This window comes from Brevibacillus sp. NPDC058079 (assembly GCF_042885155.1).
Classification (GTDB): domain Bacteria; phylum Bacillota; class Bacilli; order Brevibacillales; family Brevibacillaceae; genus Brevibacillus.
In genome coordinates this window covers 605,218-631,942 of record NZ_JBHVSO010000003.1, presented here as the reverse complement: position 1 = coordinate 631,942, position 26,725 = coordinate 605,218, and the positions used below count along the sequence as shown (strand labels likewise).

The window sequence follows — 26,725 nt, the reverse complement described above, 5'->3', positions numbered from 1 at the left end:
TTTGCCCTTTAGCTGCCATAAAAAAATGCACCCCCTAAAGTTCATCGGTAAACCACAGGGGTTTTTCCAATGTCTACTTTAAGGGGTGCACTTCAATTTCGAGCAAAGGGGTTTTTCGTTGCTTCGTATTTACGATGTGGTAGAAGATTCATCTAATGAGTTCACGTTAAACAGATCATCATCTTCAAAGCCGACAATAAATAGTCGGATGTTCGCCTTGAGATCGAGGTCATAAGGGCTTGGGACGTCGTTTCCTCGGCCGTCTTTTAGCACACGTACGGTAGGGCGATGCGAATAATCCGGATCAACTCGACTCACTACCCCGACTTCTCCGGTATTCAAAACGACGCTGCTTCCAATCGGGAAGATAGCAATGTGCTTGATAAAGGCATTTACTAGATGATGCTCGAATAGAGTACCGCCAGAGCCTAGCAGGTACTCGACAGCATCCTGTGGCATGTACCGCTTGCGCCATGGACGTGGGGAAGTCAATGAGTCATAAATATCACAGAGACCGACGATTTGTGCGAATTCGTGAATTTGCTTGCCGGATAATCCCTGTGGATAGCCGCTTCCATTTAGTCGTTCATGGTGCTGCAAGCAGACGTGTGCTGACAAAAGCGAAATGTCATGCTGCTTTCGCAACAAATTAAAGCCAAGCATCGTGTGCTGTTTGGCGATTTCCTTCTCTTCGTCCGTCCAACGCTCTGTTTTTTGCAACAGCTCTTCAGGCAGGCTTATTTTGCCGATATCGTGCAGCATGGCGCCTACGCCTAGGTTTATGAGCTGTGTGCGATTGTAGCCCAGAGACATGCCCACAGCAGTTGCCAGCACGGCCACATTCACAGAGTGATGGTATAGGGATGGCGAATGAGAAGACATCGTCGTCAAATGTCCAACCATTTGCTTGTTTTGCATCAGGTCGTCCAAAATAGAACTAAAGGCACGCTGAAAATGAAGGCCCATTTCTTTTAAGGAAATTTTCCGGGCCAGCTTGTTTGAGTTTGTAATTTGTTTGATCGTCTTCTCGATGGTTTCCACAGCTACTTGTCTGGTTTGTGGGCGAATTACTTCTTCCACAACGATGTCATTGGTACGGGGATCATCGATATACACCGAATCAACACCAGCTCGCTCTAATCCGGTGATGAGTCGTTCCGTTAATTCCATACCGGTTCCAAGCAGCACCTTTCCATCATCTGTGAAGACCGTACGTCCCAATTTCATTCCAGGCTGTAGGTGCTTTAAAGATACTAAACGCATGACTATCCCTCCAACAGTACCATAATTGTACTCCATTCGACTTATGCTTTAAATAGGTACAAGGATTGACTTGACTTCTGACAGGAATATGAGGGACACTGTAGACAAGTATTGTCAGTATTGGAGTTGATTCTGATATGCGTTGTCCATTTTGCGAATATAATGGGACTAGAGTCCTGGATTCACGTCCTTTCAATCATAATAAATCGATTCGTCGTCGCCGCGAGTGCGAAGCCTGCGAGCGCCGTTTTACTACCTTTGAAATGGTAGAAGAAACACCTTTGTTAATTGTGAAAAAGGAAGGAACCCGCGAGGAATTCAGTCGAGACAAGATATTGCGCGGGTTGGTGCGCGCTTGCGAAAAGCGTCCTGTACCGTTGGAAGTGCTTGAAAATGTAGTGAACGACATTGAAAAAGAATTGCGCAGCTGCGGGCAAGCAGAGATCCCGAGCAATGACGTTGGGGAGAAGGTCATGGAGCGTTTATACCATGTCGATGAGGTCGCATATGTGCGCTTCGCCTCTGTATACCGCCAATTCAAAGATATCAATGTATTTATGAAAGAGCTGGAGGAGCTTTTAGCTCAAGCGCGAAGCAGCTCGTTTCCAAAAGAATAGATAAGCTTTTTTCTGCCAGACTCGCAACCTCTCTCTCGCTCTTGCGGCCAATCCGCCAGGGCTTCTTTGGCTTTCCAGCTGATTTTTCCGCGAATGAATGGGGAGTCGTGCTATAATAAAAGAATCGAATTTTGTCAGGAAGGAAAGATCTGATGCGTCGTTTAGTTTGGAACGAGTTGTTGCCGAAGGATCGTTATCTGGTGCGAATGGCAAGACCGATTGGCTTTGCCGAAATGGGCTTTGTTACGCAGCTATACTTGCCGATCATCGGTGTCGAATCGTACGCTCTCTACCAACTGCTCGTCCATGGCGTGCAGGAGGTGAGCGGAGCCTCCTCGGAGGGGACCCATCGCAGTTTGATGCTGACGACTTCGCTTTCTCTGGATCGGCTATTGGATGCGCGTGAACGTCTGGAGGCAATCGGGCTAGTCGAGGTGCGCCGCAGGGAAAATCAGCAGCGTGACTATTATTACGAGTACTTGATCAAACCTCCGCTTAGTCCGGCTGAGTTTTTTGCAGACTATGTACTGTCGTTGATGTTGTTAAACAAAATCGAAAATGTTCGCTATTCGCAACTGCGCCAGCATTATGCAGATACGCTTGGCAGTCAGTTGGATCAAGAATACTCCATTGTGGAAAACGTCACGAAAGACTTCCATGATGTGTTCCAGTCGTTGAAACAATCGGAGCTGGAAGTGAAAAAAGGGTCGGAGCGGGATCAGTTTTTAACCGAGATGGACACCAGCTTCCCGCAAGCGCCGATGAAATCTGGCTACGAGGCACAGGTCAACCATTCGCTGAGTGTATCGTCCTTGCGCCTGTACTTGCCGGATAATGCCGACTCGGTCAAAGTTTTGGAAGGCAAGAGCATGGAGCTGTTGTTCTCGCTGTGCCATTTCTATCAGCTGGACAGCTGGGGGATGGGGCAGGAGCTGCGTGATTGGACGCTGTACAAATCGGATCGGAGCTTGGACGGAGAAGTTTTGCGCAAGCGTTTGGTACAACGCTACACGGAAGACAAGCTATACCGAACGGCGCCTGCAACTGACATGACAGAGGATGGCTTTGGACCTGGTCGCTTGCCTGAGCCTGGCAGTGAAGCCTTTATCCGTGCTTGTCGCCAGTTATCTCCGGTGACCCTGTTGGAAAAGGTCGTTGGTGGCAGAATCAGTAAGGTGTTTTTGGAACGTGCTGAAACACTTGTATTTGCGGATGGGATGCAGCCGGAAGTCGTCAATGCGCTGCTGCTCCATACGTTAGCCAGCATGCAAATGGAGCTGCCAAAAGCGTACATGGAGACGATTCGAGACAGCTGGAAAGCCAAGCGGATCGCGACAGTTGACGAGGCAGTCAAGCAGATCCTCGAGCGTGCGGATCAACGGGCACAAACAGCCGAGAAGGCAAAAACGGGCAAGAAGGAATCTGCCCCTGTCAGACGCAACGGTAGAGCTATCTTGCAGGACAAGCTGCCGGCATCTGTTGAGTGGCAGCTGTCGCAGGAGAAAACCGCAACGGACGCTGAAAAGAAACAGTCCATTCAGGATTTTCCAGACTTGCAGAAAAGACTGGAAACCTTGCGAAAACGGAAATAAGGAGTGTGAGGGAACGTGGAATCTATCAGTGAGTTCATGCAAGAGCTCGCCAAACGAACGCCGCGTCAGTTGCTGACACCAGATCAGCAGTTAGATAAAATGTTCCGTTCGTCAGCATATTTAAAAGCATTTCAACAAGAGCATCCCGCATTGACTCGAGACGATTACCTTCGCTCGCTCTCCAACATCTATACGGCAGTCAAGGAGCAGTATTGGTGTGAGCGTTGTCCGGGTCTTGGCGAATGCCCGAATTTGGTCAAGGGGCATAGCACTCAATTGGAGCTGGCTCACCAACATATTATCAGCTCGATGACGCCCTGTTCCAAGCAACTGTCGCACGAGGAAGAGATTCGCCGCCGCCGACTGATGCGCAGCTACTACGTTTCCGAAGAGACCTTGAACGCGAGCTTTGAGGGCTTGGTCATTGACTCCGGGAATTTGGCTACCGTAGATGCCGCGATTCAGTTCTGTGAAAAAGTCGGAACAGGCGAGCGGGTAAAAGGACTTTATCTGCACGGTCCGTTTGGTGTCGGAAAAAGCTACATCATGGGAGCAATCGGTCGTGAGCTCTCGGAGCGCAACGTTGCTTCCTTGCTGGTTTATGTGCCTGACTTTATCCGGGAGATGAAGGATTCTATCTCGGATCAATCGTACGCAGGGAAGCTGGAGCTACTGAAAGAAGTGCCTGTACTGATCCTCGATGATATCGGTGCGGAGAACTTGACGCCATGGGTTCGTGACGAGATTTTGGGAGTTATATTGAATCAGCGGGCAAACAACCATTTGCCTACGCTGTTTACTTCAAACTACGCGCTGAATGAACTGCAAGAGCATTTGTCTATCTCCAACGGAAATCGGATCGAACAAACAAAAGCGGCTCGCATCATGGAGCGAATCCGCCATTTTGTCGATGTGTATGAAATTTTACGCGAGAACCACCGTTCCTAGCACTTGTGAAAAGAGGCGAGAGAGCTCCCAATGCGTGAGGGCGAGTACTTCTCTCGCCTTATGATACGGTCCAAACAGGACGTGTGACGTCGTCCCTACAGGAGAGGCGACAATTCCCAGTGAATCAGCCATGATCATTGCACGGGCCAAATGATAGTCGTGGCTGATGATCAGGGCATCTTGAATATGATGTTCCTCCAAGACCTGCTGGCCGTACAGCAGGTTTTCGTATGTGCTGGTAGACTTGCTTTCTAGCAAAATGTCCTCTTTGGGAATTCCTTTGGCCACCAAGTAATTTCTGCTTACAGCAGCTTCCGTGATCGTTTTGCCTTCACCAAGGCCGCCTGTGACCAGCAGCTTCGATACATACCCTCCTTCATACAGGGTTGCCGCCTGCTCCAGACGTTCGCGCAGACCAGGACTAGGTCCCTCACCCCAGACCGCTGCACCGAGGACAATGCCGACGGTTGCGTGTCGGGCTTTGGCTTTCTCAATCGTCTGTTCGATGCGATACCAGTTGTAGCCCGACCATATTAGCCCGAGCAGCATGACAATCCCCAACACTATCCATATCCCGCGCCAGCAAGGACGCTGTGCGGCTATCGTTCGATTTTTCATTCTTCGAAATCTCCCTTGTAGTCCCTCTCTTTATTTAGACGTTTGAAAGAAGGTCTAGTTACAAAGCTTGACACATGCCTGACACGAAAAACTAGTAAATTGTTTCTTGCTCTTTGCCGATATAGTAATGGTGGAATGGTTTCGAAGATCAGCAAATTTCATACTTGCGAGGGAGGCTAGTTAATGTTCTGGAAAAAAACGATGCTCTTGTTTCTGGCCGTCCTGCTATTAGTGGGGACTGGAAACGCAGGGGTAGGATTGGCTGCCGATGAAATCAGCCGACTCGTTCTGTCCAAGAACGAGGTAACATTGGAAAATGGAGACTCTACCAAGCTGACGGCTACCGCTATTTATGTGAGCGGAAAAACGGAAGACGTCACCGTCAAGACAGAATGGACCACGCAAAATGCGGATGTAGCCTCTGTATATGCGGGGCAGATTACAGCCAAATCGGTAGGGAAATCTACCATTACAGCTACTTACATGGGTAAGCCTGTCGTAGTGGGTGTGAATGTAACCAAAAAGGTAAAGGCACTGACAACAGAAGATCAAACGTTGAACGTGAGAATTGGCAGCACGGAAAATGTAAAGCTGACAGCTGTATACAGCGATGGGACAACAGAAGATGTAACGACCCAAGCAGACTGGTCCATCGATAATCCGGCGATTGCGACTGTAGTCAACGGTGCAATCAAAGGTTTGAATTCAGGAACGGGTACCGTGACAGCGAAGTTTGGCAGCCAGACGACGACGATCTCTGTAAACGTCGAGATCGCCCACAGATTGGAGCCAAACAAAAATCAGGTTTCACTCTTGCTGAACGGCGAAGAAACAATCAAGCTCAAGGCCATTTTCCCGGATGGAAGTGTAACGGAAGACGTCTCGGACAAGGCTGAATGGTCTTCAGACAATACCGCTGTAGCTGATGCGCTCAAAGGCACGATTAAGGCATATGGCGCGGGTACAGCAACCATTACGGCGAAGTATGGAACAAAAACAGCGACGATCAAAGTCGATGTGGATACAACGCAAAAGCTGGAACTCAACAAGCAAAACATTTTCATGAATGTGGGCAAGGAAGAAGCCATCGAGCTGAAAGCAACTTATGCCAATGGCGGCGGTTCCACAGTGGTGAACGATAAGGCCGAATGGTCCTCCGATCGCGAGGACGTTGCGTATTACAGCAACGGGAAAATCCATGCGGTGAAGTCCGGTGAAGCAGTTATTACTGCGAAATACGGAAACAAATCCGTTCAGGTACGCGTAGATGTAGAAGTACCTCGTTCCTTGTATATCGTTCCAGCTTTCCTGACGATGAAAAGCGGATCGACGAAAGACGTAATTGTAAACGCGTCCTACGCAAACGGAACAAGTGAAGATATCACTTCAAAAGTAGAGTGGTCTTCGGATAATGCAGATGTCGTATTTGCAAGCGGCAAGACCGTATCCGCCTACAAGGCTGGAACGGCGAATGTAACCGCGAAATACGGCGGAAAAACAGCGACACTGGTTGTCGATGTAGATGTACCGCAAAACTTGACCGCAGATATCACGACAGTAGCGATCCCAGTGGGTGGCGCGAAGCAAGTGAAAGTAACGGCTTCTTATCCAGATGGAAGCACTCCTGCTGAAGATGTCACTCAAAAAGTCGTTTGGTCATCCAGTGCTCCGAACGTAGCAAGCGTGCGTCAAGGCTTGATCACTGGTGTGTCCACAGGTGCAGCGACCGTAACTGCTACATACGGAACACGCACAGTGAACATTTCCGTATCGGTTGGCGTCATGCAGACATTGACGGTAGACAAGAAAAAGATCGTGCTTGGCAAAGGCAAGTCCGAAACCGTTAAGCTGACTGCAGCTTACGCAGATGGAACGAACAAGGATGTAACAGATACAGCGACATGGAGCACGGCTTCTGCTGCTGTAGCAGAAGTAATGAACGGGAAGATCACGGCGACAGGAGCAGGGAAAACGACCGTAACAGGTACCTTCGAAGGCAAGTCGGTTTCGATTGCAGTAGAAGTAGACCAAGCGACTAATCTCTCTGTTGATCCTCGCATGATGATCCTGAACGTTAGTGAATCAAAAGATATCAAGCTGAGCGCAACAGACTCCGCTGGCAATTCGGACAATGTGACCAACGATGCAGAATGGTCCTCGTCCTCGCTGAAAGTAGCGGATGTGGTAAACGGCCGCGTAACAGGTCTCTCAAACGGACGTGCGACGATCACCGCGAAATACGGCGGCAAATCGATCAGCATCCCGGTAGAAGTCGGAATCGTGACCAAGCTGGAAGCAAACAAGCGCTTTGTATCTACAAAGTCGAACAGCAACGTACAAGTAACCTTGACAGCTACCTTCTCCGATGGCCGCACCATGGATGTTACCAATCTGGCTGACTGGAAGACGAGCAACTACAAGGTAGCAGACGTAACCAAAGGCCTCGTTTCAGGACGTGCCTACGGCAAAACGACGGTTACAGCGAGATACAACGACAAGAGCGTATCCATTCCAGTCGATGTTGATATGTTGAAATACTTGAAGACAGATGTCGTCCAGCTCGTGATGAGCAAAGGCGAAGTGAAGAAAGTGAGCGCCATCGCGACGTACATGGATGGCTCTGAGCAAGATGTCAGTAAGCCAGCTCTCTGGACCACTTCTCGCCTGTTGGTAGCCGATGTGAAAGACGGCGTGATCAAGGCGACAGGGTCGGGTAAAGCGACAATTTATGTGCAGTATGGTGGGAAGAAGACACCGATTGTGGTGACGGTGAGATAGTGGGTTGATAGAGTAAAGAGGAAAGCCAACCGGTGGAGATCGGTTGGCTTTTTTTGTCTGGACTTTCGGTTTGTAAAAACTAAAAAAGCCACCTTTTACAGGTGACTTCTGAGTTCTATATTATGGTGGAGCCAAGGGGGATCGAACCCCTGACCTCTTGACTGCCAGTCAAGCACTCTCCCAGCTGAGCTATGGCCCCATTAATGTCTAAATACTAACATATGTTGGGTAGATAGTCAATAATAAAATATTTACTAATGAGTATATGGAGTCAACTGACCAGCACAAATTCTTTTCATATAATTGGTAGTATAATCGCATGTGGGGAGAGTGATGCATATGGCAGTAATCCTGTCACTATGCCCCTCTAAGAGCGACACGACCCCAAAAAGAAAATTGTACGCTTATACAACTTGGACGCATTTTAATCGGTTCCTAAATATATGAGGAACCGATTAAATATTACACCTTTTTTTGGAATTTTATTGTCCTTTGCTTTGCCCATTTTATACATTTCTTTTCAATAAAATGATACGATACGATAGAAAACAATATTGCCGTTGTAACACATAAGAGGAACAGCAAAGAGATTGGAATTTTTGCATACAAAAGTTTAAATAGTACCATCATGATTGGAAAATGACATAAATAGATACTATATGAAATTTCTCCTAAGTATACAAATACACTCTTATTTAAAATTGCTTTTACTTTTAGGTTACTCATAGCCATTATAATAAGTATACTAACACCAATTACAACGCCCCAATCTTTTAATAGAAACATCGTATCACTACGAGAAATCACCAAAATTCCAGTAGAGTATAAATATAGAATGATTCCTAATGTGATAAGAAGTCTTCTTTTTAATTTTTTCATATTTCTATATAATCGGATAAGTTCTTCCTGATGCTTAAAAAGTAACATTCCGACCATAAACATAGATGTGAAATGCAGTGTATCAGCATAACCATTATAAAATCCCTCAGCTTTTCCAATGTGCAATATATTAAGGAAAATACTAATTAAAGAAAAGCTCATGGCAAACAGTATCGTTTTCTTCCAACTCTGTTTATAAAAAAGAAGGAATAACAAGGGAAACACGATAGATATACGAATTTCTTGAGCCAATGACCAGATAACCGGATTGTAATTATCTGAAAAAAAGTTGTTGAGAAGCACTAGGTGATTGATAATATCTAATTCTGTTATAGGACCTTGCCACTTATCATAGTACCAATCTCGTAGTCCCGTAACTTCATATGGCGAAAACAAAATAAATAAAGCAAAGGTGATGAACATCCAGACATAATAAGGGATATAAATTCTTACAAATCGCTTAATTAAATATCCCCAATAATTTGTTTTTGAATGATAAATTGCCATTGATAAGACAAAACCACTGAGTACATAAAAAATGATTACAGCTTCTCCACCAGCCCATAAAAATCTAAGAGGTGAAAATTTGATGGAATTAGGCAACGATGGTAGCATTAAAAAAAAATGTCCTATCACCACTGTAATAGCCGCCAATCCGCGTATTGAATCTAATTCTTTTATTCTCTTACTCATAGATGACCCTCCTTGTAAACTTTGCTGTTGATAAATGCCACTATACTAGGTCTGAAGGGGATTCTTATATTTAGGGGTAAATCATATAATACTAATCGAAAGATAAAAGAAACTTTATCTAAAGATTTCTTAAAAATTTCATTTCAAATTTATTGCTGTAATGGGTGTTGCGCTTTGAATTGCCCAGATGCGAACAAGAAAGACCCTTGATATTCAAGGGTCTTTGAGATTGGTTTGTTTTCACGAATTGAATTATTTTCACTGGCAGTGTAGAGGTCAGCGGTTCGATCCCGCTATGCTCCACCATATAAGTAACTATGGAAACGGCAGAGATGCCGCGTTTTTTCTTTTTGTAATATATACCGCGCTTCTCTGAAAAAACAGAGCGAAAAGATACTCTCCCCCCGCTCCGTTCATCATTCTTCTTTTCACAAAATTACAGATTCATCAAACCGCGAAACGCTTTTATCTTCCCCCTGCTAACAGGAATATCTGTCTGGCTGTCATCGTTCATCTTAATCAAATACGTATTATTAAACCACGGAATGATTTCTTTAATATGCTTCACGTTCAAAATATAGTTTCGATGACTTCTAAAGAAAGAGCGGGACCGGTTCAAAATCTCCTCCAGCTCATTTAAGGACAAGTCGCACTTGTCGATACTCTCTTTAGTCGCCACATATAAATCTTTCTCCCGCACAAACGCAAAGTAAATCTGCCCTACAGGGATCGGGATGATCTTATTGGTCTTCCGGATGCAGACATGCTCTTCCATCGGGGGAACTGTTGAGGTGCGGGCATTCATGGTCGATCGGTTCCTCAGTGTCCTTACTTTTTTGATCACATCGTCCAATTTCGATTCCATGATCGGTTTGGTTAAATAACCCACAGCCAGCGTGGAAAAAGCCTCCAGAGCGTGTTCATGATAGGCAGTCGAAAAAACGATCAATGGGGGATTGGACATCTGATTCAATGTTTTGGCAAATTCAAGCCCATTCATCCCGGGCATCTGAATATCAAGCATAAGCAAATCAGGCTCGGAATTGATAATATGAGGCAATGCTTCAAGCGGATTGGTATAGATTGCGTCCACCTGGATATCAATATACTTTTTCAGCAAATATTCCAATTCGGAACAAATGGCTGGCTCGTCATCAATAATGATCGTTTTCAGGAGCATCTGGATGCACTTCCTTTTCAAATGCGGATAACGGAGCGACAAAGGATACTACTGTTCCCAAACCGGGCTTGCTTTGAATCGTGAGGCCATACTTTTTGCCATAAATGGATCGAAGCCGTGAATGGACATTGACAAGGCCGATCCCTTTCGATTGGCTGTTCCAGATTTCGTCCAAACGCTCTTCACTGATTCCAACTCCATTGTCTTCAATGCTGATTTTCACTTCTTGGTTGTACAGTTCTACTCGAATTGTGAGCAGACAGTCGCTAACTTTTGGGGAAAGTCCATGGTGAATGGCATTTTCCACGATCGGCTGCAAAGTCAGGACAGGCAGTTTGCGCTCCAGCAGAGATTCGTCGATCTCCATGTTCACCTTTAATCGGTTGCTAAATCTGACCTTCTCGATTTCCAAATACGACTTGATTCCGTCCAGTTCTTCCTGCAAGCTGTGATGATTTCCCTTGCTTTTCAAATTGCGCCTGAAGATGTCACTTAAATGACCGATCAAGTTTCTCGCCTGATCAGGGTCTGTACGACAATAGGACATAATCGTCCCCAAGGTGTTGAACAGAAAATGCGGATTGATTTGTGCTTGCAGGGCGCTCACTTCAGCCTGCTTCCGCATTTTCGCTTGATGCTCGATCTCCGCCAGTTCAATTTGGACTGACAGCAGCTTGGCCAGGCCGTCCACTAACTTCTCATTGGTCTGGGACGTCTTGGAGGAGGAGGTTTTATAGTAGAATTGCAACGTCCCGATTTTCTGGTTTTGATGATACAACGATGCGGCGCTGATCGATTTTAGGCGAGGCGGATGCGGAAGAGCAAAATCTTTGTCGCACCATACCCCTGTAGGGTGGGTCAAAACAGCCTCCGCTACTTGTGTGCACAGCGTCTCTTTCTGCAAATGATTTTCCAGTTCATGGCCTTTTGCGCTAAGCAGCTTTTCGCGGTCGGTAATGGCGACTGCATCCACCCTGGCTATTTCACGGATGATTTCAGCGGTTTTTTTTGCAGAATGTTCATTTAGACCCGTCCGCAGATGAGGCAATGTTTGGCTTGCAATCGACAAGGCCAGGTTTGCCCCCAATGCGCCGGACTGGTCTTGCATCATTTTGAGATTTTGGAAAACGCGCGTGAAGAGCAGCAGTCCCGCAATGGTCATAATGGTGGTCGGGATCGCAATTTTTACTTCCAGGTCGAGTGCCGCAGAAAAAGGCTTGGCCATGAGAAGCACCAAAACTTTTTGAATGAGCTCGGCAGTAATGCCAATCAGTACGATATGCTGCCATTTCAGTCGCAGCATATTCATTTTCGTACTTACGATCCCGGCCAAGTAGCCGTTCATGACGGTCGAGATGGCACAGGCGAATGCGGTAAATCCACCTAGCGAATAGCGATGAATACCTCCGATAAGGCCGGCAAAAAAACCGACAACAGGCCCCCCGATCAACCCGCCCGCGACGGCACCGACAATGCGCGTATTGGCAAGAGCGTCATCGACCCGTAGCCCGTTCTCCGTTCCGATTACCGACAGGAACCCGAACAGCGTAGAGAGGATCACGATCCGCATCCAGTTGTTTTTCCCGTACATGATGTTCCGAAAGTAATCCAGTTGGCCGATGATAAGGGCGATGACTGCGATTACAGAGATGTTTTCAAGCAGTCCCAGAAGCATAGTGATTGTCATAACAGCCGCCTCCCTATGAAAAAGGGTAGCCCGATCCGGCCGAAAAATCAATGTAACTCAACTGGGTTTTTCGGCAGTTCAGATGCCGTTTTTGCATATTCGGAAGTATTCAATAGATTCTAGCAAAACAAACAACTTAGAATAAGAACAGTTCTTCGAGAATCCATCCGGGTCAATATGTAACCCCTTTCAAAGCAAACAATGCCCCCATCATTCTTGAGAAAAGGTATTGTTTCAATTGAAAGCGGTTAAACTATCCCAATTGCGAATGGATTCGGGTCAATCATAAGGAGGGGACAGCAATGAAGTCATCAAGTGATCGTGCAGATACGCGGCGCATCACAAGCAACATCTTTAAAGGTTCACTGGGGAACCTGATTGAATGGTACGACTGGTACGTATATGCAGCTTTTGCGGTGTATTTCTCGTCTCAGTTCTTTCCAAAAGGAGACGCTACCAGCCAGTTGCTGAATACTGCCGCTGTTTTTGCTATTGGATTTTTAATGAGACCGATTGGGAGCTTGCTCCTGGGCCGATACGCTGACCGTCATGGGCGCCGTGCCGCGTTGACGCTGTCTGTTACCATCATGGCAGGTGGTTCTCTGGTGATTGCCGTAACACCAAACTATGAAACTATCGGCGTGTTTGCTCCTATTATTCTCGTTCTTGCCCGCCTGCTCCAAGGTCTTTCGCTTGGCGGAGAATACGGAACATCTGCAACGTACTTGTCCGAGATGGCTGCGAGTGGTCGTCGAGGGTTCTATTCTAGCTTTCAATACGTTACGCTGATCAGTGGACAATTGTTGGCGTTGGGTGTGCAAATTATCCTGCAGCAAATACTCCCGGAAGAAGCCATGATGGCATGGGGCTGGCGAATTCCTTTCATCATCGGGGCATTTGGAGCAGTAGCCGTGTTGTGGCTGCGCCGCAGTATGGACGAATCGGAGCAGTATACCAAAATGGAGTCGAAAAACAAGGAGAAGGCGGGTACGCTTCGGGAGTTGATGAAGCATCCGAAGGCGGTACTGGCAGTTGTTGGCCTTACGCTCGGAGGAACTATCGCCTTTAACACCTACACGACCTATTTGCAAAAATTCATGGTGATTACGGTAGGAATGCCGAAAGAAGTAGTCAGCTGGATTAACTTTACCGCATTGCTCGTATTCGTCGTCATGCAGCCGCTTGCTGGTATGCTGTCCGACCGAATTGGACGGCGCCCGTTACTGATTGGTTTCGGTATTCTTGGAACATTGTGGACTGTACCGATGTTTTTGCTCCTGGAACAAACGACTAGCCCATATGTCGCTTTCTTGCTGATGCTGTCTGGTCTTATCATTGTTACTGGCTATACGTCCATCAATGCGATCGTGAAAGCCGAGATGTTTCCTACCGCCATTCGCGCGCTGGGCGTAGGCTTTCCATACGGGGTGACCGTCGCGATCTTTGGAGGAACAGCGGAGTTCATCGCGCTATGGTTTAAAAGTATCGGAAACGAGTCTCTCTTCTATTACTATGTAGCAGCTTGTATTGCCATAAGCCTCCTCGTTTACTGGCGTATGGGTGAGTCGTCGAAAAACTCCCAGATCGAAGCAGAGCTAAATGCTGCAAAGGATTAGATTGAAGAATAGAGGAGCAACGAAAAACGGCAGAGATGCCGTTTTTTTTTGCATGTACCGAACTGAAAAGATTGCATTTCAAAATTCCAGCTTTTATAATGAGTAAAAACTCACTCAAAAAACGAGGTCCCCCAATGCCCCGCACCAAAGAACAATACGAACAAATGCGCAATGCAACCAAACAGAAAATACAATCAGCAGCCATGCAGCTATTCGTTCAAAAAGGTTTCGGGTCTACGAATGTCCAGGACATTGCGGATACGGCTGGCATCAGCATCGGGCTTTTGTACCGACATTACAAATCGAAAGAAACCTTGTTTGACGACCTGGTGGATTACGCGCTTGCAGGATTGCAGAAAAACATCGATTTTTTCGTGTCGACTGTTTCACCCAAACAAGCATTGGATCAGTTTCTGAAAGAAGTTCACAACGACATGACGACAGGCGAAGAGTTTGCGAATTTGCTGATACTGATGGCGCAATCGTTTCTATCGGGAGGAGGTACAAGCGTCAAACAAACCGAGGTAGCTCGCCTTAGCGACAAGTTGTTTCACGCCACAGCACAGCTTATCAAAAAGGGTCAGGCACTCGGTGAATTCCGATCAGGGGACCCAGATGAAATGGTCGTATTTTTTTATTCGACGCTCCACGGCCTAGCTATGATGAAAATGATGCGAAAAAACCACTTCACGATGCCTTCCCGCGTCATCCTCACTTCTTTTCTGTATAAGGAAGGAGAATAGCCGTACATGTTTACAGTGATCAGGGCGGATCAAGTAGAATTCGATGCAAGAGAGCAAATGTCTCAGATTTTTGCGGAGGGATTCACGCAGTGGCTTGGCTTTTTTTCCAATGACAAGCAAACCATTGCCAGAGCTTTTGCTCACATGTTCGTTTTGAATCAATTTTATGTAGCGGTAACGGATGATCGCAAACTAGCTGGCATGGCCGCATGCACGGATGGCACTATCTCTTCAGTAAAGCTCAATCAAAAAGAGCTGCGAAAACACTTGGGATTCTATAAAGGTACCCTCGCCGGACTCTTTTTGAAAAAAGAATTTGAAGCCACGCTGGTAGATCCTTCTCCCGACAAATGCTCAATCGATTTCGTCGGAGCGGCTCCCGAATTCAGAGGGCAGGGGGCGGCAATGATGATTCTCCGTTATATGATGGAAAATACCCCGTATGAACAATTTCTCATCGAAGAAGTAGCAGATACGAATATTCCCGCTATGAAGCTATACCAGAAATTAGGGTTCCAAGTATATAGCCGGAAGCCTGTCCCTTTAAAGAGAGCTCAAAAAATTGGAATCAATCATTTTATATCGTTGAAATACGAAAAATCGCTCAAGGGATAGATGATCCTCTGAGCGATTTTTCGTATTTCCGCGCCGATCTCGTACGAACGCAAAAAAGAAAGCCACTCTTACGCGGACAGAAGGTTTTCCCTTCTCTTTTAGAGCCTCCTAAACGGCCTGCAGGGGCTTTCCAGTCACGGGAATCAACGCGCTTGTTACGGGATGACCCGAAACTGATGGGAATACTAGATCGCATGAGAAGTTTAAGGACAACGGGAAGTTAGGGGAGGAATATACAATGCAGGCACTTCAAAACGTTATTAACTATCAAGATAAACAGATTCGAGTAGTGGTAAAGGATGGAGAACCTTGGTTTGTAGCCCGTGACGTTTGCGCTGTCCTTGAGATTGTAAACAGCAGAGACGCAGTTGCTCGACTTGACGAGGATGAGAAGGGTAGCTTTGGCGGAAATGGCGCGCATCAGAACAGAAGTTATCTGGATCAATCCAGTGGCAGCTGATCAAGTGGGGCAGCAGACAATCTTCTCGCTGCCCGGCATATAGCGGATGGATACAAAATGCTCATTATATAAAAAAGCCCATCCTATCTAAGGATGGACAAGGTTGAAGGAAAATTATTCAAACACCGGACGCAAGAAACTTCGCTCGTAACTGATGATGCACTTTGTTTGCTCTGCGAGTGAGAAGGCAAGTTGGCAATCTTCATCGACCAGTATTCTCTTTCGATAATCCTCATATTCTGCCAAACTAGGAAAACTAAATAAGGCATAAGCAATATTATTAGCACCTTCATGAGGAAGGAAATAGCCATGATGATGTCCGCCAAACTTGTTGACAAGAGGTATCCACATCTTTGCATATTCTTCAAAAACACTTACCTGATATGGATCAATAACATATTTCAAGTAACAAGTGACCATTTTTCCACTCCCTAATGGTTTTTCCTAAATCTTACTGTACATCAGTATTAGGAACAAGAGGGGATATGGTTCTACAAAATGTGTATTTAAAAAAGACTTTTAATAAAAGTCTCGTGGATTTGAATCACATTCTATTTTTAAAGCCTTAAACCAATTTCTCAGGAATGTTCGTGTATCTGAGACTGTTATAGCAACATCGCCTTTTTGAATATCGATGTATAGGCTATAGCCTCCATCAGATTTAGACTCAATTGGAATCAAGTCAATGAATTCGTTAAAATCTTTTACTGCTTCGGTGACTCTATCCATTTGTGGTTTTGTTACATCACTTACAATCATCAAAAACTGTCTCTTCAACAATACACCCCATTGTTTTTATTTTCATTATATCACAGTAATGAAAACCGGGTGGGAAACGACAAGTTGGCAACTTATCGATCTTATCAGAAGTGAAAGAGATATGTGTCGATGGGTTTATCAAAAACAATCGATTTGTTAAATGGGATCAGCAGGTAAGTTTGAAAAAATGTCGGTATCCCGTACGCAATAGATACCGGCCTCCACTTCTATTCAAGTGTATAGTCGTAGCGAATGAAGCCTTTATGATGAGCAATTTTGTCATAGAGAGCACGAGCAGTGAAATTGTCCTGGTGGGTTTGCCAGTACAGTGCAGAAGCTTTTTGTTCTCGAGCAGCTTGAGCGACCCGTTCTATAAGGGCGCGGGCCACCCCATGTCCGCGAGCAGTTTCGTTAACGAAGAGGTCTTGCAGGTAGCACACATCTACTTTCCAGACCGTAGGCTGAAAAACGTAGTGGGTGATACCGATCAAGTTTCCATGAAGATGCGCACCGAAACCGAATATCCTATCGCCAATGAGCAGTCGGTTCCAGATCTCATCGTATGTGGAATCTGGGAGCTCTGTCTCGTAAAAGGCTTTGTAGCTTCGAGCCAATACGTCCCAACGCTTGCGATCCTCTGCTCTTAGCGGAGCGATATCAAGCATGATACTCTTGTTCGTTTTTTCAGCCATTTGAAAATCAAACCTCCTAGTTGTCATCATTAAAGATTTAATAAGCATATTATCACGAATCTTTCACTTAATAAGGATGCAGAAAATCGTTTCAATACCAGGTCAGGGTTAAGTCAAAATGTTGCTTTTGTAGTTGGAATACTACTGGGGATTGGGAGAAAGAGAGTTTTTAGCAAAACATTACTTATTGTTTAGTCAGAAAAGATCCATCGTTCTCCATAACTGCGAATAAATTGCTCGTTCTCTGGTGTTTCTTCTATAGGTACACCTGATCCTGTCTGAGTTTGTATATGTATTGCAAACGGCCCATTTACACCACGGTACCAGGCAGTATATTCACCTCCGTTTTTTGTGTAGGTTACTTTATAAAATTGATGCCCTGCCTCCAGCTTACCTCGCCCATTTTCGGAATAGACGGGGAACGGTGTTGAATCTAAGGAAACACTTCGATACTAATTACAGCGCCACCCTTGGAACCAATGAATTCCTGAATCACTTCTTCATGAGAAGATTTTCCAGCAAAATATGAATAGAGAGTAAAAATAAGAGCACCCAAGATTACGTCACAGGGAGTAATAGGTTTCACTGATTTAACAAAAGAGAAAAAATGAAAAGCAGCATCCCAAATAGGGAGTGCTGCTAATAATTATGGGACGTACTGCTCTGTAATTTTTGTGACGCCCCCATTTGTTACTTCAATGTGGAAAGGTAGCTGATAAGGAATTCCTTTGGATTGCACAAACTTGCTAAAAGTATCGGCGTTTACTGATTCATTCCAGTGTAAATCCCCATCTTTTGTAGAGTTGGTTTGAAGAGTAAACGAAGCTTCTGGAGAAATTTCAAACGTCCTAATTTTAGGGTTACTATTGCGAATGTAATATGGTGCTGGATAGTCCTCTTTCACTAAGGGATGATCTTGACGATAAGCTTTAACTGCTTCCTCACCGAAAAACCATTGCACATAGTCAAGCGTGACTACTAATTTTCCATTTTTCACTTGTAGAGTTTTCACATAGGCCATTGATTTTTCAATGGTATTGCCTTGTTTATCTTTGCTACTAGTTGGAATAATTACTGAGGAAGGAGCAGGTGCAGTTGTTTGTTGTTGTGAACCTGCATAAGCCTCAGTACCAAGCAATGAACATAAAATCAGAGAAGAAAGGAGCACATATGATTTTTTCATAACAGAGTGTCATTTCCTTTCTATTTACATGTAATACCATACATAATTAGTAAGACGACAAACAAATTAGAACAGTGCTGAGCGAACTCCCGAAACCCTGTTGAGTTAGGCGATTTCATGCAGCTGGCAAAACAGAACAATGTGCAGGTGGTGTTTGCTGAGTAAATCAGTGATGGAACTGATGCCCCTCAGATCGAGGAGCACCAGCTCTGCGGAACTAGCTGTCTAGTGACGATCTGCAAACAACTGTCTCAAAATGGCATGGCTCATTTCGGTAACACGCTCGAAAACAAAAGCTACTTGGTCAAGGTAATCACCTCCTTCCGCACTTACCGTAGCAGGAAGGAGGTGGGACATATCATGGGCTTACCGCGAGGGGGAATTGGAAAGATGAGCGCACAGGTACAAGAACAATTGTCATTTCTGCAACCGGCTGATGAGAGAGAAGTCAGAAAAGCAGTTGTGAAAGAATTGAAATCATACAAAGCCCTCCGTGTTGCTGTTCAGAACAAGAAAGAGCAAGTGGAGAAGGGCATCGAGCAATTGTTCCCTCGGCTGCAGCTTTCAGAGACACAGAATGAGTTGAAAGCGAAGCAGATCGAAAGAGCACTCGAGTATTCGCTCGATGAGGTAGAGCGACAGATCAACGAAGAGAAGTATCTGAGCACATCCAGGGTGAAGGACATCAATGTATATCTGGACTTAGGTCTGACAAAAGACCAATTCTACACAAAAAAGAACGAGGCAATTATGCAAATTGCTACGGCACTCGGGATGATCTGAGTGCCCTTTTTATTTTTCGTGAAACAAGACTGTATTGGCAATAAATTTTGATTACGAGTATTTGCTACGCTACGGGCAGATTCGTTTAAGATCAAGCGCGGAGAAGCGTATCACAAATAGCGGTAAAGCAAAAAATTGAAGTAGAGATTAGCATTGAAGGTATCCTTGCAGTGTGAAAAAAGACAAGCTCTTCCCCTAAACCGGGAAGAGCTTGCCGTCTTTTAAGCTTTATCCGGCAATAACGAGCTGACAATTAAAGACAACGTTTGCCTGTATACCGCATGCGCCGATTGTACATCTCCTAAGTGTCCTCCCATGTAAAGATGAATGACGCCATGGAGCGAAGCCCAGAATACGCGGATAACTAATTCAGTGTCATACTGGACAGGGATGAGACCTTGCTTTTGCGCATTGCTGATCACCGTCAATAATTGCCGCATGGCCGTTACGGTACCATTTAGGCTTTCCTCGTCCGGTTTGAAATCCGCGAATGCGCCTCCGAACATCAGTTTATAATAACTGGAGTAACGCTGCCCGAATTGCCAAAAGGCTTCGCCTAAATTCTGCAAATGCTGCGCCGGATCAGCAGCTTGCGGCGTCCCCTCGAATTCGTTAGCGAGAAGCTTACAACCGTCCAGATACAGCTGCTGAGCCAAGCCCTCTTTATTGACAAACAAGTTATAAATGATTTTTGTCGAGCAATCCATTTTCTGCGATACTTTACGCACCGTAACGGCTTCCGGACCCTCTTCTTGCAAGAGCGTTGCCGCAGCGTCAACAACGAGCTTGCGGAGATTTTCAATATTTTGCAAGCGGGCTTCTTGGTAGGTTTTCAACACTCGTGAGTTTGCATTGGAGGAGATATCTTGATCGCTCATAATCATCACCTTCGGATATCAAGTTATCGTCAGGAAACAAAGTTTCTGACGCTCTTGCAAGGAATTTTATACAGTTGTTAAGCGGTTGTCAATGAGACGGTAGATGTTCAAGGATATTCAAAGATCATATTGACTTTCTAGAAAAGCCGAGATACAATGAATTCGCTTGGAAACATCGTTACCGAATGGTATGGTGATTACCACGTTCCTTGAGAATCGGGAATAATTACTTTTGCTCATTCGGTAACACTGTTTCTATATTATAACATAGTATCTAGAAGGGGAGTAGCGATATGACGATTCAAGGTAAATGGGCGCTTATCACGGGAGCTTCTTCCGGTATTGGAGAGCAATTCGCGAGACAACTGGCCAAACAAGGCAGCCATTTAGTACTCGTAGCCCGATCGAAGGGCAAACTTGAGAGTCTGGCATCAGAGCTCAGAAAGATGTATAGCATCAAAGCCGAGGTTATCGCTATGGATCTTGCGAAAGAGGGCGCACCCAGCGAGTTATATCAGCAATGTCGACTTTTGAAAGTGGATATCGAACTGCTGGTCAACAATGCAGGCTTTGCTACGCATGGTTTGTTTGACCAAGTGTCAGGCGAGCGTCAACATGAAGAAGTTATGCTCAATGTCGCCGCTGTTGTAGATATGACCCACTTGTTTTTGCCGGACATGTTGCGTAAAAGTTCAGGTACAGTTATCAATGTTGCTTCAACCGCCGGATTTCAACCACTTCCCTATATGGCCGTATATGGGGCAACGAAAGCTTTCGTCCTGTCGTTTACTCAAGCGTTATGGTTTGAAAACCGCAACCGCGGCATTAAATTCTTCGCACTTTGTCCCGGTGCGACGGACACGAGTTTCTTTAATGTCGTAGGAGCAGAAGAAGCCTCCGTCGGAAAGAAAGACACTCCGGAAAGAGTCGTAGAGGTTGCACTTCGTGCGTTGAAGGAAGGGAAAGTGTACGTCGTTCCGGGTGTACAGAATTATCTCGGGGCGCAGTTATCGCGATTCATTACACGAAAACAAAGTCTCCGGCTTGTTGGAAGCATGATTCGTCCGCGTGAAGGATCCAGCAGCAATAATAAGAATCCGGGTAATCAATCTGATCTTGCAGGGAGGACAATTCGATGAAAGCTATACAGCTGAAAAACGGCTTCGGCTTCGAGGAATTAACCATAACGGAACTAGACATACCAACGCCAGGACCTAAGGAGGTACTGATCCGCATGAGGGCAGCTTCTCTCAATTACCGTGATCTAGTGATCCTCAGCGGATTAATGCCGATCGAAGTCAAATTTCCCTTCATTCCATTATCAGACGGAGCGGGAGAAATTGTAGCCGTTGGCCAAGGAGTAACAAGGTTCCAGGTCGGACACCGAGTAGCGGGTAATTTTCAACAGCGATTCATTGCCGGCAGCCCAAGACCTGGGGTGTTAGAAGAAAGCCTGGGGGGGCCGTTGAACGGAATAGCGGCCGAGTATGTCGTTCTACATGAAGATGGAGTCGTCACTATTCCCGATCACCTCACTTATGAGGAGGCCTCAACCTTACCGATCGCGGCATTAACCGCATGGAGCATGCTAATCGAATATGGCGGTTTGCAAGCGGGTGATACCGTGCTGCTGCAAGGAACGGGCGGGGTATCCATCTTCGGGCTTCAATTCTCGCTTATGGCCGGAGCACGAGCCATCATCACTTCGAGCAGCAACGCCAAGCTGGAACGAGCAAAAGCTCTTGGCGCATGGCAAACGATCAATTATTCGGAAGCTCCCGATTGGGATAAAGCGGCGTTAGAGTTGACTGGCTGCGGCGTCGATCATGTTCTGGATGTTGGAGGAGCGGCAACGATGGGGAAATCCATAAATGCGCTTCGCACTGGAGGGACCTTGAGTATGGTCGGGTTCTTATCGGGCTTGACCATTCCGGAATACGATGTCTCCAGCATTTTGCAGAAAGCCGCAACTGTTCGCGGCAGTCAAGTCGGCAACCGAGATCACTTCGAAAAGATGAATCGGGCGATTGCCCATCATCGTTTATATCCCGTCATCGACCATGTATTCCCGCTGGCCCGAATTGGAGAAGCAATCGCGCTCTTGGCTGAAGGAAAGCAATATTTCGGTAAAATCGTAGTCCAAATCTAAAATCTCGCTTATATGAAAAAGGAGACACACTAATGCCTAATACACAAGTTCGACCCGTTAAATCTACTGAAGGCGTGAATCGTCCTAAACGTTCACTACGTGCTAGGATATGCAGATGGGGGCTATCATCGCTGCTCGCGGTGCTCGTTCTAGGAATACTCATTTTCTTGCTTGTACCTTCACCGATCAAACCGGCAAAATGGTCAGCACCGACGGCCCCCTCTTTTGAGGAAGCGGGTCCGTGGAAACAAAACAATAAACTCAGCTCGGCTCAGCTTGTGACTGATGCCCCTCAATTCCCTGAATTCATTACATTCGATAAAGAAGGTCAGCTATATACAGGAGATTCAGATGGGAAGATTTACAAGGTTCCTTTCGATGCAGAAGGAAATCCGCAAAAAGCCCAAATGTTTGCAGACACCAAAGGAACTCCTAATGGGCTTATATTCGATGCCAAAGGCGATTTGATCGTTACTGATGTCAAGAGGGGACTGCTGTCTATTAACCCATCCGGGAGCATAGAGGTATTGGCTGATCAAGTGGACGGTAAGCCGATCTATCTAGCTAACGAGCTTGATATTGCCAAGGACGGCTCCATTTATTTTTCTGATACTTCGAATTATGGTAGTGTGACCTTCAAAGAAATTGCCGAGAACAAGCCGCATGGACGTTTGCTGAAGTACGATCCAAAGACCAAGCAAACGACCGTTCTGTTAGAAGGCCTTTATTTTGCAAACGGAGTTGCCTTGTCTGCGGATGAAGATTTTGTGCTTGTGGCGGAATCGTATCATTATCAATTGACTAGATACTGGCTTAAAGGACCGAAGAAGGGTACATCTGATATTTTCGTAGACAATCTCGCAGGTTTTCCAGACAACATTACGCGTGATGATCAAGGTCATTTCTGGGTCGGTATCTTCACGACTCGCATTTCTTTTGTAGATCAGATGCATAGCAACCCTTGGTTAGCCAGTACCATGGCCAAATTGCCGGAGTCGCTGCTTAGCGGCGCAAGCGCACCGGCGAAGCATGGGCTTGCTATGGAGCTCAGCCCGCAGGGAGAGCTTATCGGAAGCTGGCATGATCCGGAAGGCAAACTGTATGGCGTAACTACGGCTGTAAGCCATAACGGTTATTTATATATAGGAACGGCACCGGGAGGCAGCAAGGGTGTTCATCGCGTGCTTTTAACAAAATAATGTTGGAATTTGGGAGGGTGTGAAATGAATCTGGATGATTTGGAGCTATCTTGGAATGAGAAGTAGAGTCTGATCGGCAAAGTGGCCTTAGTGAAAGGCGCTAGCAGTAGCATCGGGGCATCGATCGCCAGGAAACTGGCAAAGCGCGGCGCCCATGTGACGGTCGTGGCACGTCGGCGGGATCGATTGGATGAGCTGGTTCAGGAATTGCATAAAGAGGGATTGTACGAGGTTATCGCAGTACCTGCTGATATTCAAAAGGCTGAAGAAGTACAGCATGTGGTCAATAAAACGATTAACCGCTGGGGCCGTCTTGATATTATAGTCGCCAATGCCGGATTTGGGTATCGAAGTCCTTTGGTAGAAGTGGATCAGGAAAGATGGGAGGAGCTGTACAGGACGAGTGTACATGGTCTTATGTTGACGCTGCACTACGGGCTTCCGCCGATGCTGGGTCAGGGCAAGGGAGATGTCATCATCATTAAAGCGTTCGAGATTCGGAAGCAGTCAAATGGTGAAGTCAAACTCAAAGCTATTGCTGATCAACTCGGCATATCAGAGGGAACAGTACGAGGCTGGAAGAACAAGGACAAATGGGAGACTTCTTGTAGCACACACAAGGATCCTCTGGTAATTCAAGTAACACTGGAAGACGACGAACTGTATGATCAGGCAGTTAGTATTGTAGTAGAAGCACAAATAGCTTCTGCAAGCCTCCTGCAACGGCGTATGCGGATTGGATACACCCGCGCAGTTAGGCTTGTTGAACTGATGGAGCAGCAGGGTATTGTCGGCCCTTATGAGGGCAGCGCACCGCGCAAGGTGTTCCAAAAGGCAGCACCGTCACCTCAGCCAACGAAGACAGATACTGTTTCAAGACCAATGCAACGTTCCAATCAAACGGAACGAAACGCTCCAAACGTTCCAAAAGTTACGGAACGTTCCAAACATGTAATAGAACGAATCAATCCTCCACCAGAAGTCGATAACGAAGACGGGTCTCTGACTGAAAAGCAGAGGCTTTTTGTTTTAGAGTACCTTCGTGACTTTAACGCCACCCGAGCAGCTATGGCTGTCGGCTACAGTAAGAAAACAGCCTATTCCATCGGATGGGAGAACTTGAGGAAACCTCAGATTCAGGCAGAGATCAAGTGTCAGAAAGAAGCAATGACAGATGAGTTCGGAATGAGTGTGCAACGAATTGTGGCAGAGTACATGAAGATTGCCTTTGCTGACATTTCTGAGTATGTGGAGTTTGGACAGCAGGACATCCCAATGTGTACTGAAGAGGGCCAGCCTATAAATGATCCAGAGACCGGTGAACAGATGACTTACAAGCGAAATTACATTGCTTTCCGGAATAGCGAAGAGGTCAACGGCACGTTGATAAGTGAGTGTCAAGCTACTTGACAAAATGAAGGCGCTGGAGAAGCTGGAGAAGTATCTTGGCTTCATGACAGAAGAGCAGAAGATGATGAGCGAGATTCAGTGAAAGAGTGGGTTAATGGTATTCAAGAGATTGCAGCTCGGCGTCGAGGGAAGGTAACTGCAAATGAGTAGCAAGCCATATAATGTCGTACTAGACTTGCTAGAATTGTACTGGGATGATCCAGTTGCTTTCGTCGAGGATACTTTGGGTGTTGAACCAGACGATTGGCAACAAGAAGTATTGTATGCTTTTTATTTTTGTAAAAAAGGAAGGATGGAGCTCTGCCCCATCCTTCCTTTTTACCCTTGCCCTACAATCTTCTTCAAGCGTCCCACCAGCGGGATGACAATAACTGCTGCTACAACCACCTGCAAAACGTTCCCCGGAATGGAGCCAAACGGCTGAATCCAGTTCCCGTAAAGAATAACCTCAACAAAATAGTAGCCCACGATCTTAATCACCAATGCAGCGGCAACTGCGAGTGCGTACACAAATACCCGATTGCCAGGCACCTTTTCGGCGATGAGGCCAGCTACATAGCCCATTGCACCTACGATTACGAAGGTAAACGGTGCCCATGCTGTCCAACCGGAGATAAGGTCAAAGAGGCCCATACCAAAAGCTCCAGCGATAGCACCTGTTTTTCTGCCATACACAAAAGCTGCGATTAAAAGAGGCACGTTACCGAGATGGATGAGGCCACCGTTCCCCATGATCGGGAGTCGTAAATTGATAAACATGGTGGCTGCGAGTGTAAAAGCGATAAAAAGTGCGTTAATAACCAAGGTTTTCGTCTTTGTTGCTTTTCTTGATGAAAAAGTAGAATCCATATGATAGCCTCTTTCTTATTATTTTTACTATTATCATACTCAGAATCAGCTACATAATAAATACACTTTGCACGATTTATTTGCCTAGGTAAATCATTCCAGCGAAAGAGATACGCTGGATAAAGGCCTGTGATAAAATATGGCTGTAAAAATGGACCCAGATATCTTGGACAGGAAGCAGGTGCAAAGACAGTGACAGATTTGGATAAACTAGCCGAAGTTTTTGCTAGTGGTTCCTCCGAGATAGTAAGTACGTACCGTTTAGTCATCCAGCCGAACCGTATATTGCGTGAATTTAGGACGGTATGGCATGGTTTTCTGTTTACGACTCGCGGAGCAGCTAGAATGTGTGTGAATGGAACTGTCTACGAATTACATCCAGGATCCGTATTTCATGCAGCGCCAGATATGCTGTTGGATACGCAAGTCATTGGCGAAGCAGAGTTCGAGTACTATTTGCTTACGTATCGATTGGACAAGTCAGGGGATGAAGCTAGTGCTCATGAATGTGACGCACATTTCAAGCTGGAACCGGGAGCGAATCCAAGAGTGACCGAATTGCTGATGATGCTTCATCAGAGAGCCCACGTAGTTGACGGAATTGGGAGGCTTCGTATCAAGGAATTATTTCTTGGCATCATACATCAGGTTTTGGTGGGGTGCAAGCATCGAGAGACTGAGAGTTCTCCTAGTAAAAAGGTGATAGAGCAAGCCGTTGCATACATAAACGGACATTATATGAATCCACTGACAATCGATGAATTGGCGGAGCTGCATGCAATGACTCCCAAGAGCTTCTCTTACTACTTTCACAAATATACGGGGGTCCGTCCAATCGATTATGTCATCTTGTATCGGATGGAGAGAGCGAGTGAATTACTTCTAACCGGCAATTATTCCATCCGTGATGTAGCCTTCAGTGTGGGGTACGACAATCCACTGTATTTCAGTAGAGTTTTTAAAAAGAAATTCGGGGTTTCTCCCTCTGCTTACATAAGTCAATGAGCGCTTCTTTCGTCGCTCGTTTAAATAATGATGCATGTAAAATTTGGGATTTGTGTATTTGCATTTATACCAGTCCTTGTTACACTACTGGATGATAATGAGAATCATTTTTATTATCGTGTAGGAAAG

The 26,725-nt window shown here is 45.8% G+C and carries 25 protein-coding genes, 1 tRNA gene and 2 pseudogenes; 16 read left to right on the top strand and 12 right to left on the bottom strand.

Going from position 1 to position 26,725, the window contains the following annotated elements; translation table 11 throughout:
• Positions 1-129: 129 nt before the first annotated feature.
• Complete coding sequence (locus tag ACFVS2_RS13150; protein WP_390234493.1) at positions 130-1,263, bottom strand: HD-GYP domain-containing protein; 1,134 nt, start codon at positions 1,261-1,263, stop codon at positions 130-132.
• Positions 1,264-1,400: 137 nt separating this feature from the next.
• On the opposite strand from ACFVS2_RS13150, the gene nrdR reads away from it, so the two are divergent.
• The 3 genes from nrdR to dnaI all read left to right on the top strand — a co-directional run bounded on the left by nrdR (position 1,401) and on the right by dnaI (position 4,420).
• The gene (gene nrdR / locus ACFVS2_RS13145) at positions 1,401-1,880 is read left to right on the top strand and encodes a transcriptional regulator NrdR (RefSeq protein WP_173619982.1); all 480 of its coding nucleotides are present in this window, start codon (positions 1,401-1,403) and stop codon (positions 1,878-1,880) included.
• A 152-nt stretch (positions 1,881-2,032) separates the two neighbouring features.
• The gene (locus tag ACFVS2_RS13140; protein ID WP_390234491.1) at positions 2,033-3,472 is read left to right on the top strand and encodes a replication initiation and membrane attachment family protein; all 1,440 of its coding nucleotides are present in this window, start codon (positions 2,033-2,035) and stop codon (positions 3,470-3,472) included.
• Between the two features lie 15 nt (positions 3,473-3,487).
• Entirely contained in the window at positions 3,488-4,420 is a 933-nt protein-coding gene (gene dnaI, locus ACFVS2_RS13135) for a primosomal protein DnaI (RefSeq protein WP_173619980.1), read from the top strand.
• Here dnaI and ACFVS2_RS13130 read toward each other — a convergent pair.
• On the bottom strand, positions 4,397-5,038 hold the full coding sequence (locus ACFVS2_RS13130) for a YdcF family protein (RefSeq protein ID WP_390234489.1): 642 nt from the start codon (positions 5,036-5,038) through the stop codon (positions 4,397-4,399). The genes dnaI and ACFVS2_RS13130 overlap by 24 nt on opposite strands.
• Before the next feature lie 183 nt (positions 5,039-5,221).
• On the opposite strand from ACFVS2_RS13130, the gene ACFVS2_RS13125 reads away from it, so the two are divergent.
• Complete coding sequence (locus tag ACFVS2_RS13125; RefSeq protein ID WP_173619978.1) at positions 5,222-7,816, top strand: Ig-like domain-containing protein; 2,595 nt, start codon at positions 5,222-5,224, stop codon at positions 7,814-7,816.
• Positions 7,817-7,939: 123 nt separating this feature from the next.
• Here the strand turns inward: ACFVS2_RS13125 and ACFVS2_RS13120 are convergent.
• The 4 genes from ACFVS2_RS13120 to ACFVS2_RS13105 form a co-directional block, all read right to left on the bottom strand.
• Positions 7,940-8,015, bottom strand: a tRNA-Ala gene (locus ACFVS2_RS13120).
• Positions 8,016-8,278: 263 nt separating this feature from the next.
• Positions 8,279-9,388 carry an acyltransferase family protein gene (locus ACFVS2_RS13115; protein ID WP_173619977.1) on the bottom strand — a complete coding sequence of 370 codons (1,110 nt, stop codon included), beginning with the start codon at positions 9,386-9,388 and terminating at the stop codon, positions 8,279-8,281.
• Between the two features lie 436 nt (positions 9,389-9,824).
• The gene (locus ACFVS2_RS13110; protein ID WP_390234487.1) at positions 9,825-10,568 is read right to left on the bottom strand and encodes a LytR/AlgR family response regulator transcription factor; all 744 of its coding nucleotides are present in this window, start codon (positions 10,566-10,568) and stop codon (positions 9,825-9,827) included.
• Positions 10,543-12,255 (bottom strand): LytS/YhcK type 5TM receptor domain-containing protein, encoded by a 1,713-nt coding sequence (locus ACFVS2_RS13105; RefSeq protein WP_390234484.1) that lies wholly within the window; start codon positions 12,253-12,255, stop codon positions 10,543-10,545. Before ACFVS2_RS13105 ends, ACFVS2_RS13110 begins: the two co-directional genes overlap by 26 nt.
• Before the next feature lie 302 nt (positions 12,256-12,557).
• Here ACFVS2_RS13105 and ACFVS2_RS13100 point away from each other — a divergent pair, with 302 nt between their 5' ends.
• The 4 genes from ACFVS2_RS13100 to ACFVS2_RS13085 all read left to right on the top strand — a co-directional run bounded on the left by ACFVS2_RS13100 (position 12,558) and on the right by ACFVS2_RS13085 (position 15,689).
• Complete coding sequence (locus tag ACFVS2_RS13100; RefSeq protein ID WP_390234482.1) at positions 12,558-13,871, top strand: MFS transporter; 1,314 nt, start codon at positions 12,558-12,560, stop codon at positions 13,869-13,871.
• 134 nt (positions 13,872-14,005) lie between these two features.
• Entirely contained in the window at positions 14,006-14,614 is a 609-nt protein-coding gene (locus tag ACFVS2_RS13095) for a TetR/AcrR family transcriptional regulator (protein ID WP_390234480.1), read from the top strand.
• A 6-nt stretch (positions 14,615-14,620) separates the two neighbouring features.
• Positions 14,621-15,229 (top strand): GNAT family N-acetyltransferase, encoded by a 609-nt coding sequence (locus ACFVS2_RS13090; protein ID WP_390234478.1) that lies wholly within the window; start codon positions 14,621-14,623, stop codon positions 15,227-15,229.
• A 238-nt stretch (positions 15,230-15,467) separates the two neighbouring features.
• On the top strand, positions 15,468-15,689 hold the full coding sequence (locus tag ACFVS2_RS13085; RefSeq protein WP_390234475.1) for a BRO-N domain-containing protein: 222 nt from the start codon (positions 15,468-15,470) through the stop codon (positions 15,687-15,689).
• Positions 15,690-15,803: 114 nt separating this feature from the next.
• Here the strand turns inward: ACFVS2_RS13085 and ACFVS2_RS13080 are convergent, their stop codons facing one another.
• The 4 genes from ACFVS2_RS13080 to ACFVS2_RS13065 form a co-directional block, all read right to left on the bottom strand.
• Complete coding sequence (locus ACFVS2_RS13080; protein ID WP_173608843.1) at positions 15,804-16,109, bottom strand: NIPSNAP family protein; 306 nt, start codon at positions 16,107-16,109, stop codon at positions 15,804-15,806.
• A gap of 99 nt (positions 16,110-16,208) precedes the next feature.
• Positions 16,209-16,448 carry a hypothetical protein gene (locus ACFVS2_RS13075; RefSeq protein WP_390234473.1) on the bottom strand — a complete coding sequence of 80 codons (240 nt, stop codon included), beginning with the start codon at positions 16,446-16,448 and terminating at the stop codon, positions 16,209-16,211.
• 227 nt (positions 16,449-16,675) lie between these two features.
• Positions 16,676-17,140: a GNAT family N-acetyltransferase gene (locus ACFVS2_RS13070; RefSeq protein WP_390234471.1), complete on the bottom strand. Its 465-nt coding sequence runs from the start codon at positions 17,138-17,140 to the stop codon at positions 16,676-16,678.
• Between the two features lie 646 nt (positions 17,141-17,786).
• Positions 17,787-18,323 carry a hypothetical protein gene (locus ACFVS2_RS13065; protein ID WP_390234468.1) on the bottom strand — a complete coding sequence of 179 codons (537 nt, stop codon included), beginning with the start codon at positions 18,321-18,323 and terminating at the stop codon, positions 17,787-17,789.
• Positions 18,324-18,713: 390 nt separating this feature from the next.
• Here ACFVS2_RS13065 and ACFVS2_RS13060 point away from each other — a divergent pair, with 390 nt between their 5' ends.
• Positions 18,714-19,106 carry an ArpU family phage packaging/lysis transcriptional regulator gene (locus tag ACFVS2_RS13060; RefSeq protein ID WP_390234534.1) on the top strand — a complete coding sequence of 131 codons (393 nt, stop codon included), beginning with the start codon at positions 18,714-18,716 and terminating at the stop codon, positions 19,104-19,106.
• A 221-nt stretch (positions 19,107-19,327) separates the two neighbouring features.
• Here ACFVS2_RS13060 and ACFVS2_RS13055 read toward each other — a convergent pair whose 3' ends face one another.
• A complete protein-coding gene (locus ACFVS2_RS13055) occupies positions 19,328-19,984 on the bottom strand; it encodes a TetR/AcrR family transcriptional regulator (RefSeq protein ID WP_390234466.1) in 657 nt (218 codons plus the stop codon).
• A 293-nt stretch (positions 19,985-20,277) separates the two neighbouring features.
• Between ACFVS2_RS13055 and ACFVS2_RS13050 the strand changes: the two genes are divergently transcribed.
• The 6 genes and pseudogenes from ACFVS2_RS13050 (at position 20,278) to ACFVS2_RS13025 (ending at position 24,742) form a co-directional block, all read left to right on the top strand.
• Positions 20,278-21,123, top strand: a complete 846-nt coding sequence (locus ACFVS2_RS13050; protein ID WP_390234464.1) for an SDR family NAD(P)-dependent oxidoreductase — start codon at positions 20,278-20,280, stop codon at positions 21,121-21,123.
• Positions 21,120-22,133 carry a zinc-dependent alcohol dehydrogenase family protein gene (locus tag ACFVS2_RS13045; protein WP_390234462.1) on the top strand — a complete coding sequence of 338 codons (1,014 nt, stop codon included), beginning with the start codon at positions 21,120-21,122 and terminating at the stop codon, positions 22,131-22,133. The genes ACFVS2_RS13050 and ACFVS2_RS13045 overlap by 4 nt, the downstream gene beginning before the upstream one ends.
• Positions 22,134-22,165: 32 nt before the next feature.
• Entirely contained in the window at positions 22,166-23,332 is a 1,167-nt protein-coding gene (locus ACFVS2_RS13040; protein ID WP_390234459.1) for an SMP-30/gluconolactonase/LRE family protein, read from the top strand.
• 81 nt (positions 23,333-23,413) lie between these two features.
• Positions 23,414-23,923: pseudogene (locus tag ACFVS2_RS13035) on the top strand (SDR family oxidoreductase); the annotation flags it as partial.
• Between the two features lie 45 nt (positions 23,924-23,968).
• A pseudogene (locus ACFVS2_RS13030) lies at positions 23,969-24,157 on the top strand (DNA translocase FtsK); the annotation flags it as partial.
• 57 nt (positions 24,158-24,214) lie between these two features.
• Complete coding sequence (locus ACFVS2_RS13025; RefSeq protein ID WP_390234532.1) at positions 24,215-24,742, top strand: terminase small subunit; 528 nt, start codon at positions 24,215-24,217, stop codon at positions 24,740-24,742.
• Positions 24,743-25,060: 318 nt separating this feature from the next.
• Here ACFVS2_RS13025 and ACFVS2_RS13020 read toward each other — a convergent pair whose 3' ends face one another.
• Positions 25,061-25,591 carry an ECF transporter S component gene (locus ACFVS2_RS13020; RefSeq protein ID WP_069845969.1) on the bottom strand — a complete coding sequence of 177 codons (531 nt, stop codon included), beginning with the start codon at positions 25,589-25,591 and terminating at the stop codon, positions 25,061-25,063.
• A gap of 192 nt (positions 25,592-25,783) precedes the next feature.
• Between ACFVS2_RS13020 and ACFVS2_RS13015 the strand changes: the two genes are divergently transcribed.
• Positions 25,784-26,596 (top strand): helix-turn-helix transcriptional regulator, encoded by an 813-nt coding sequence (locus ACFVS2_RS13015; protein WP_390234455.1) that lies wholly within the window; start codon positions 25,784-25,786, stop codon positions 26,594-26,596.
• The last annotated feature ends 129 nt before the right edge of the window (positions 26,597-26,725 follow it).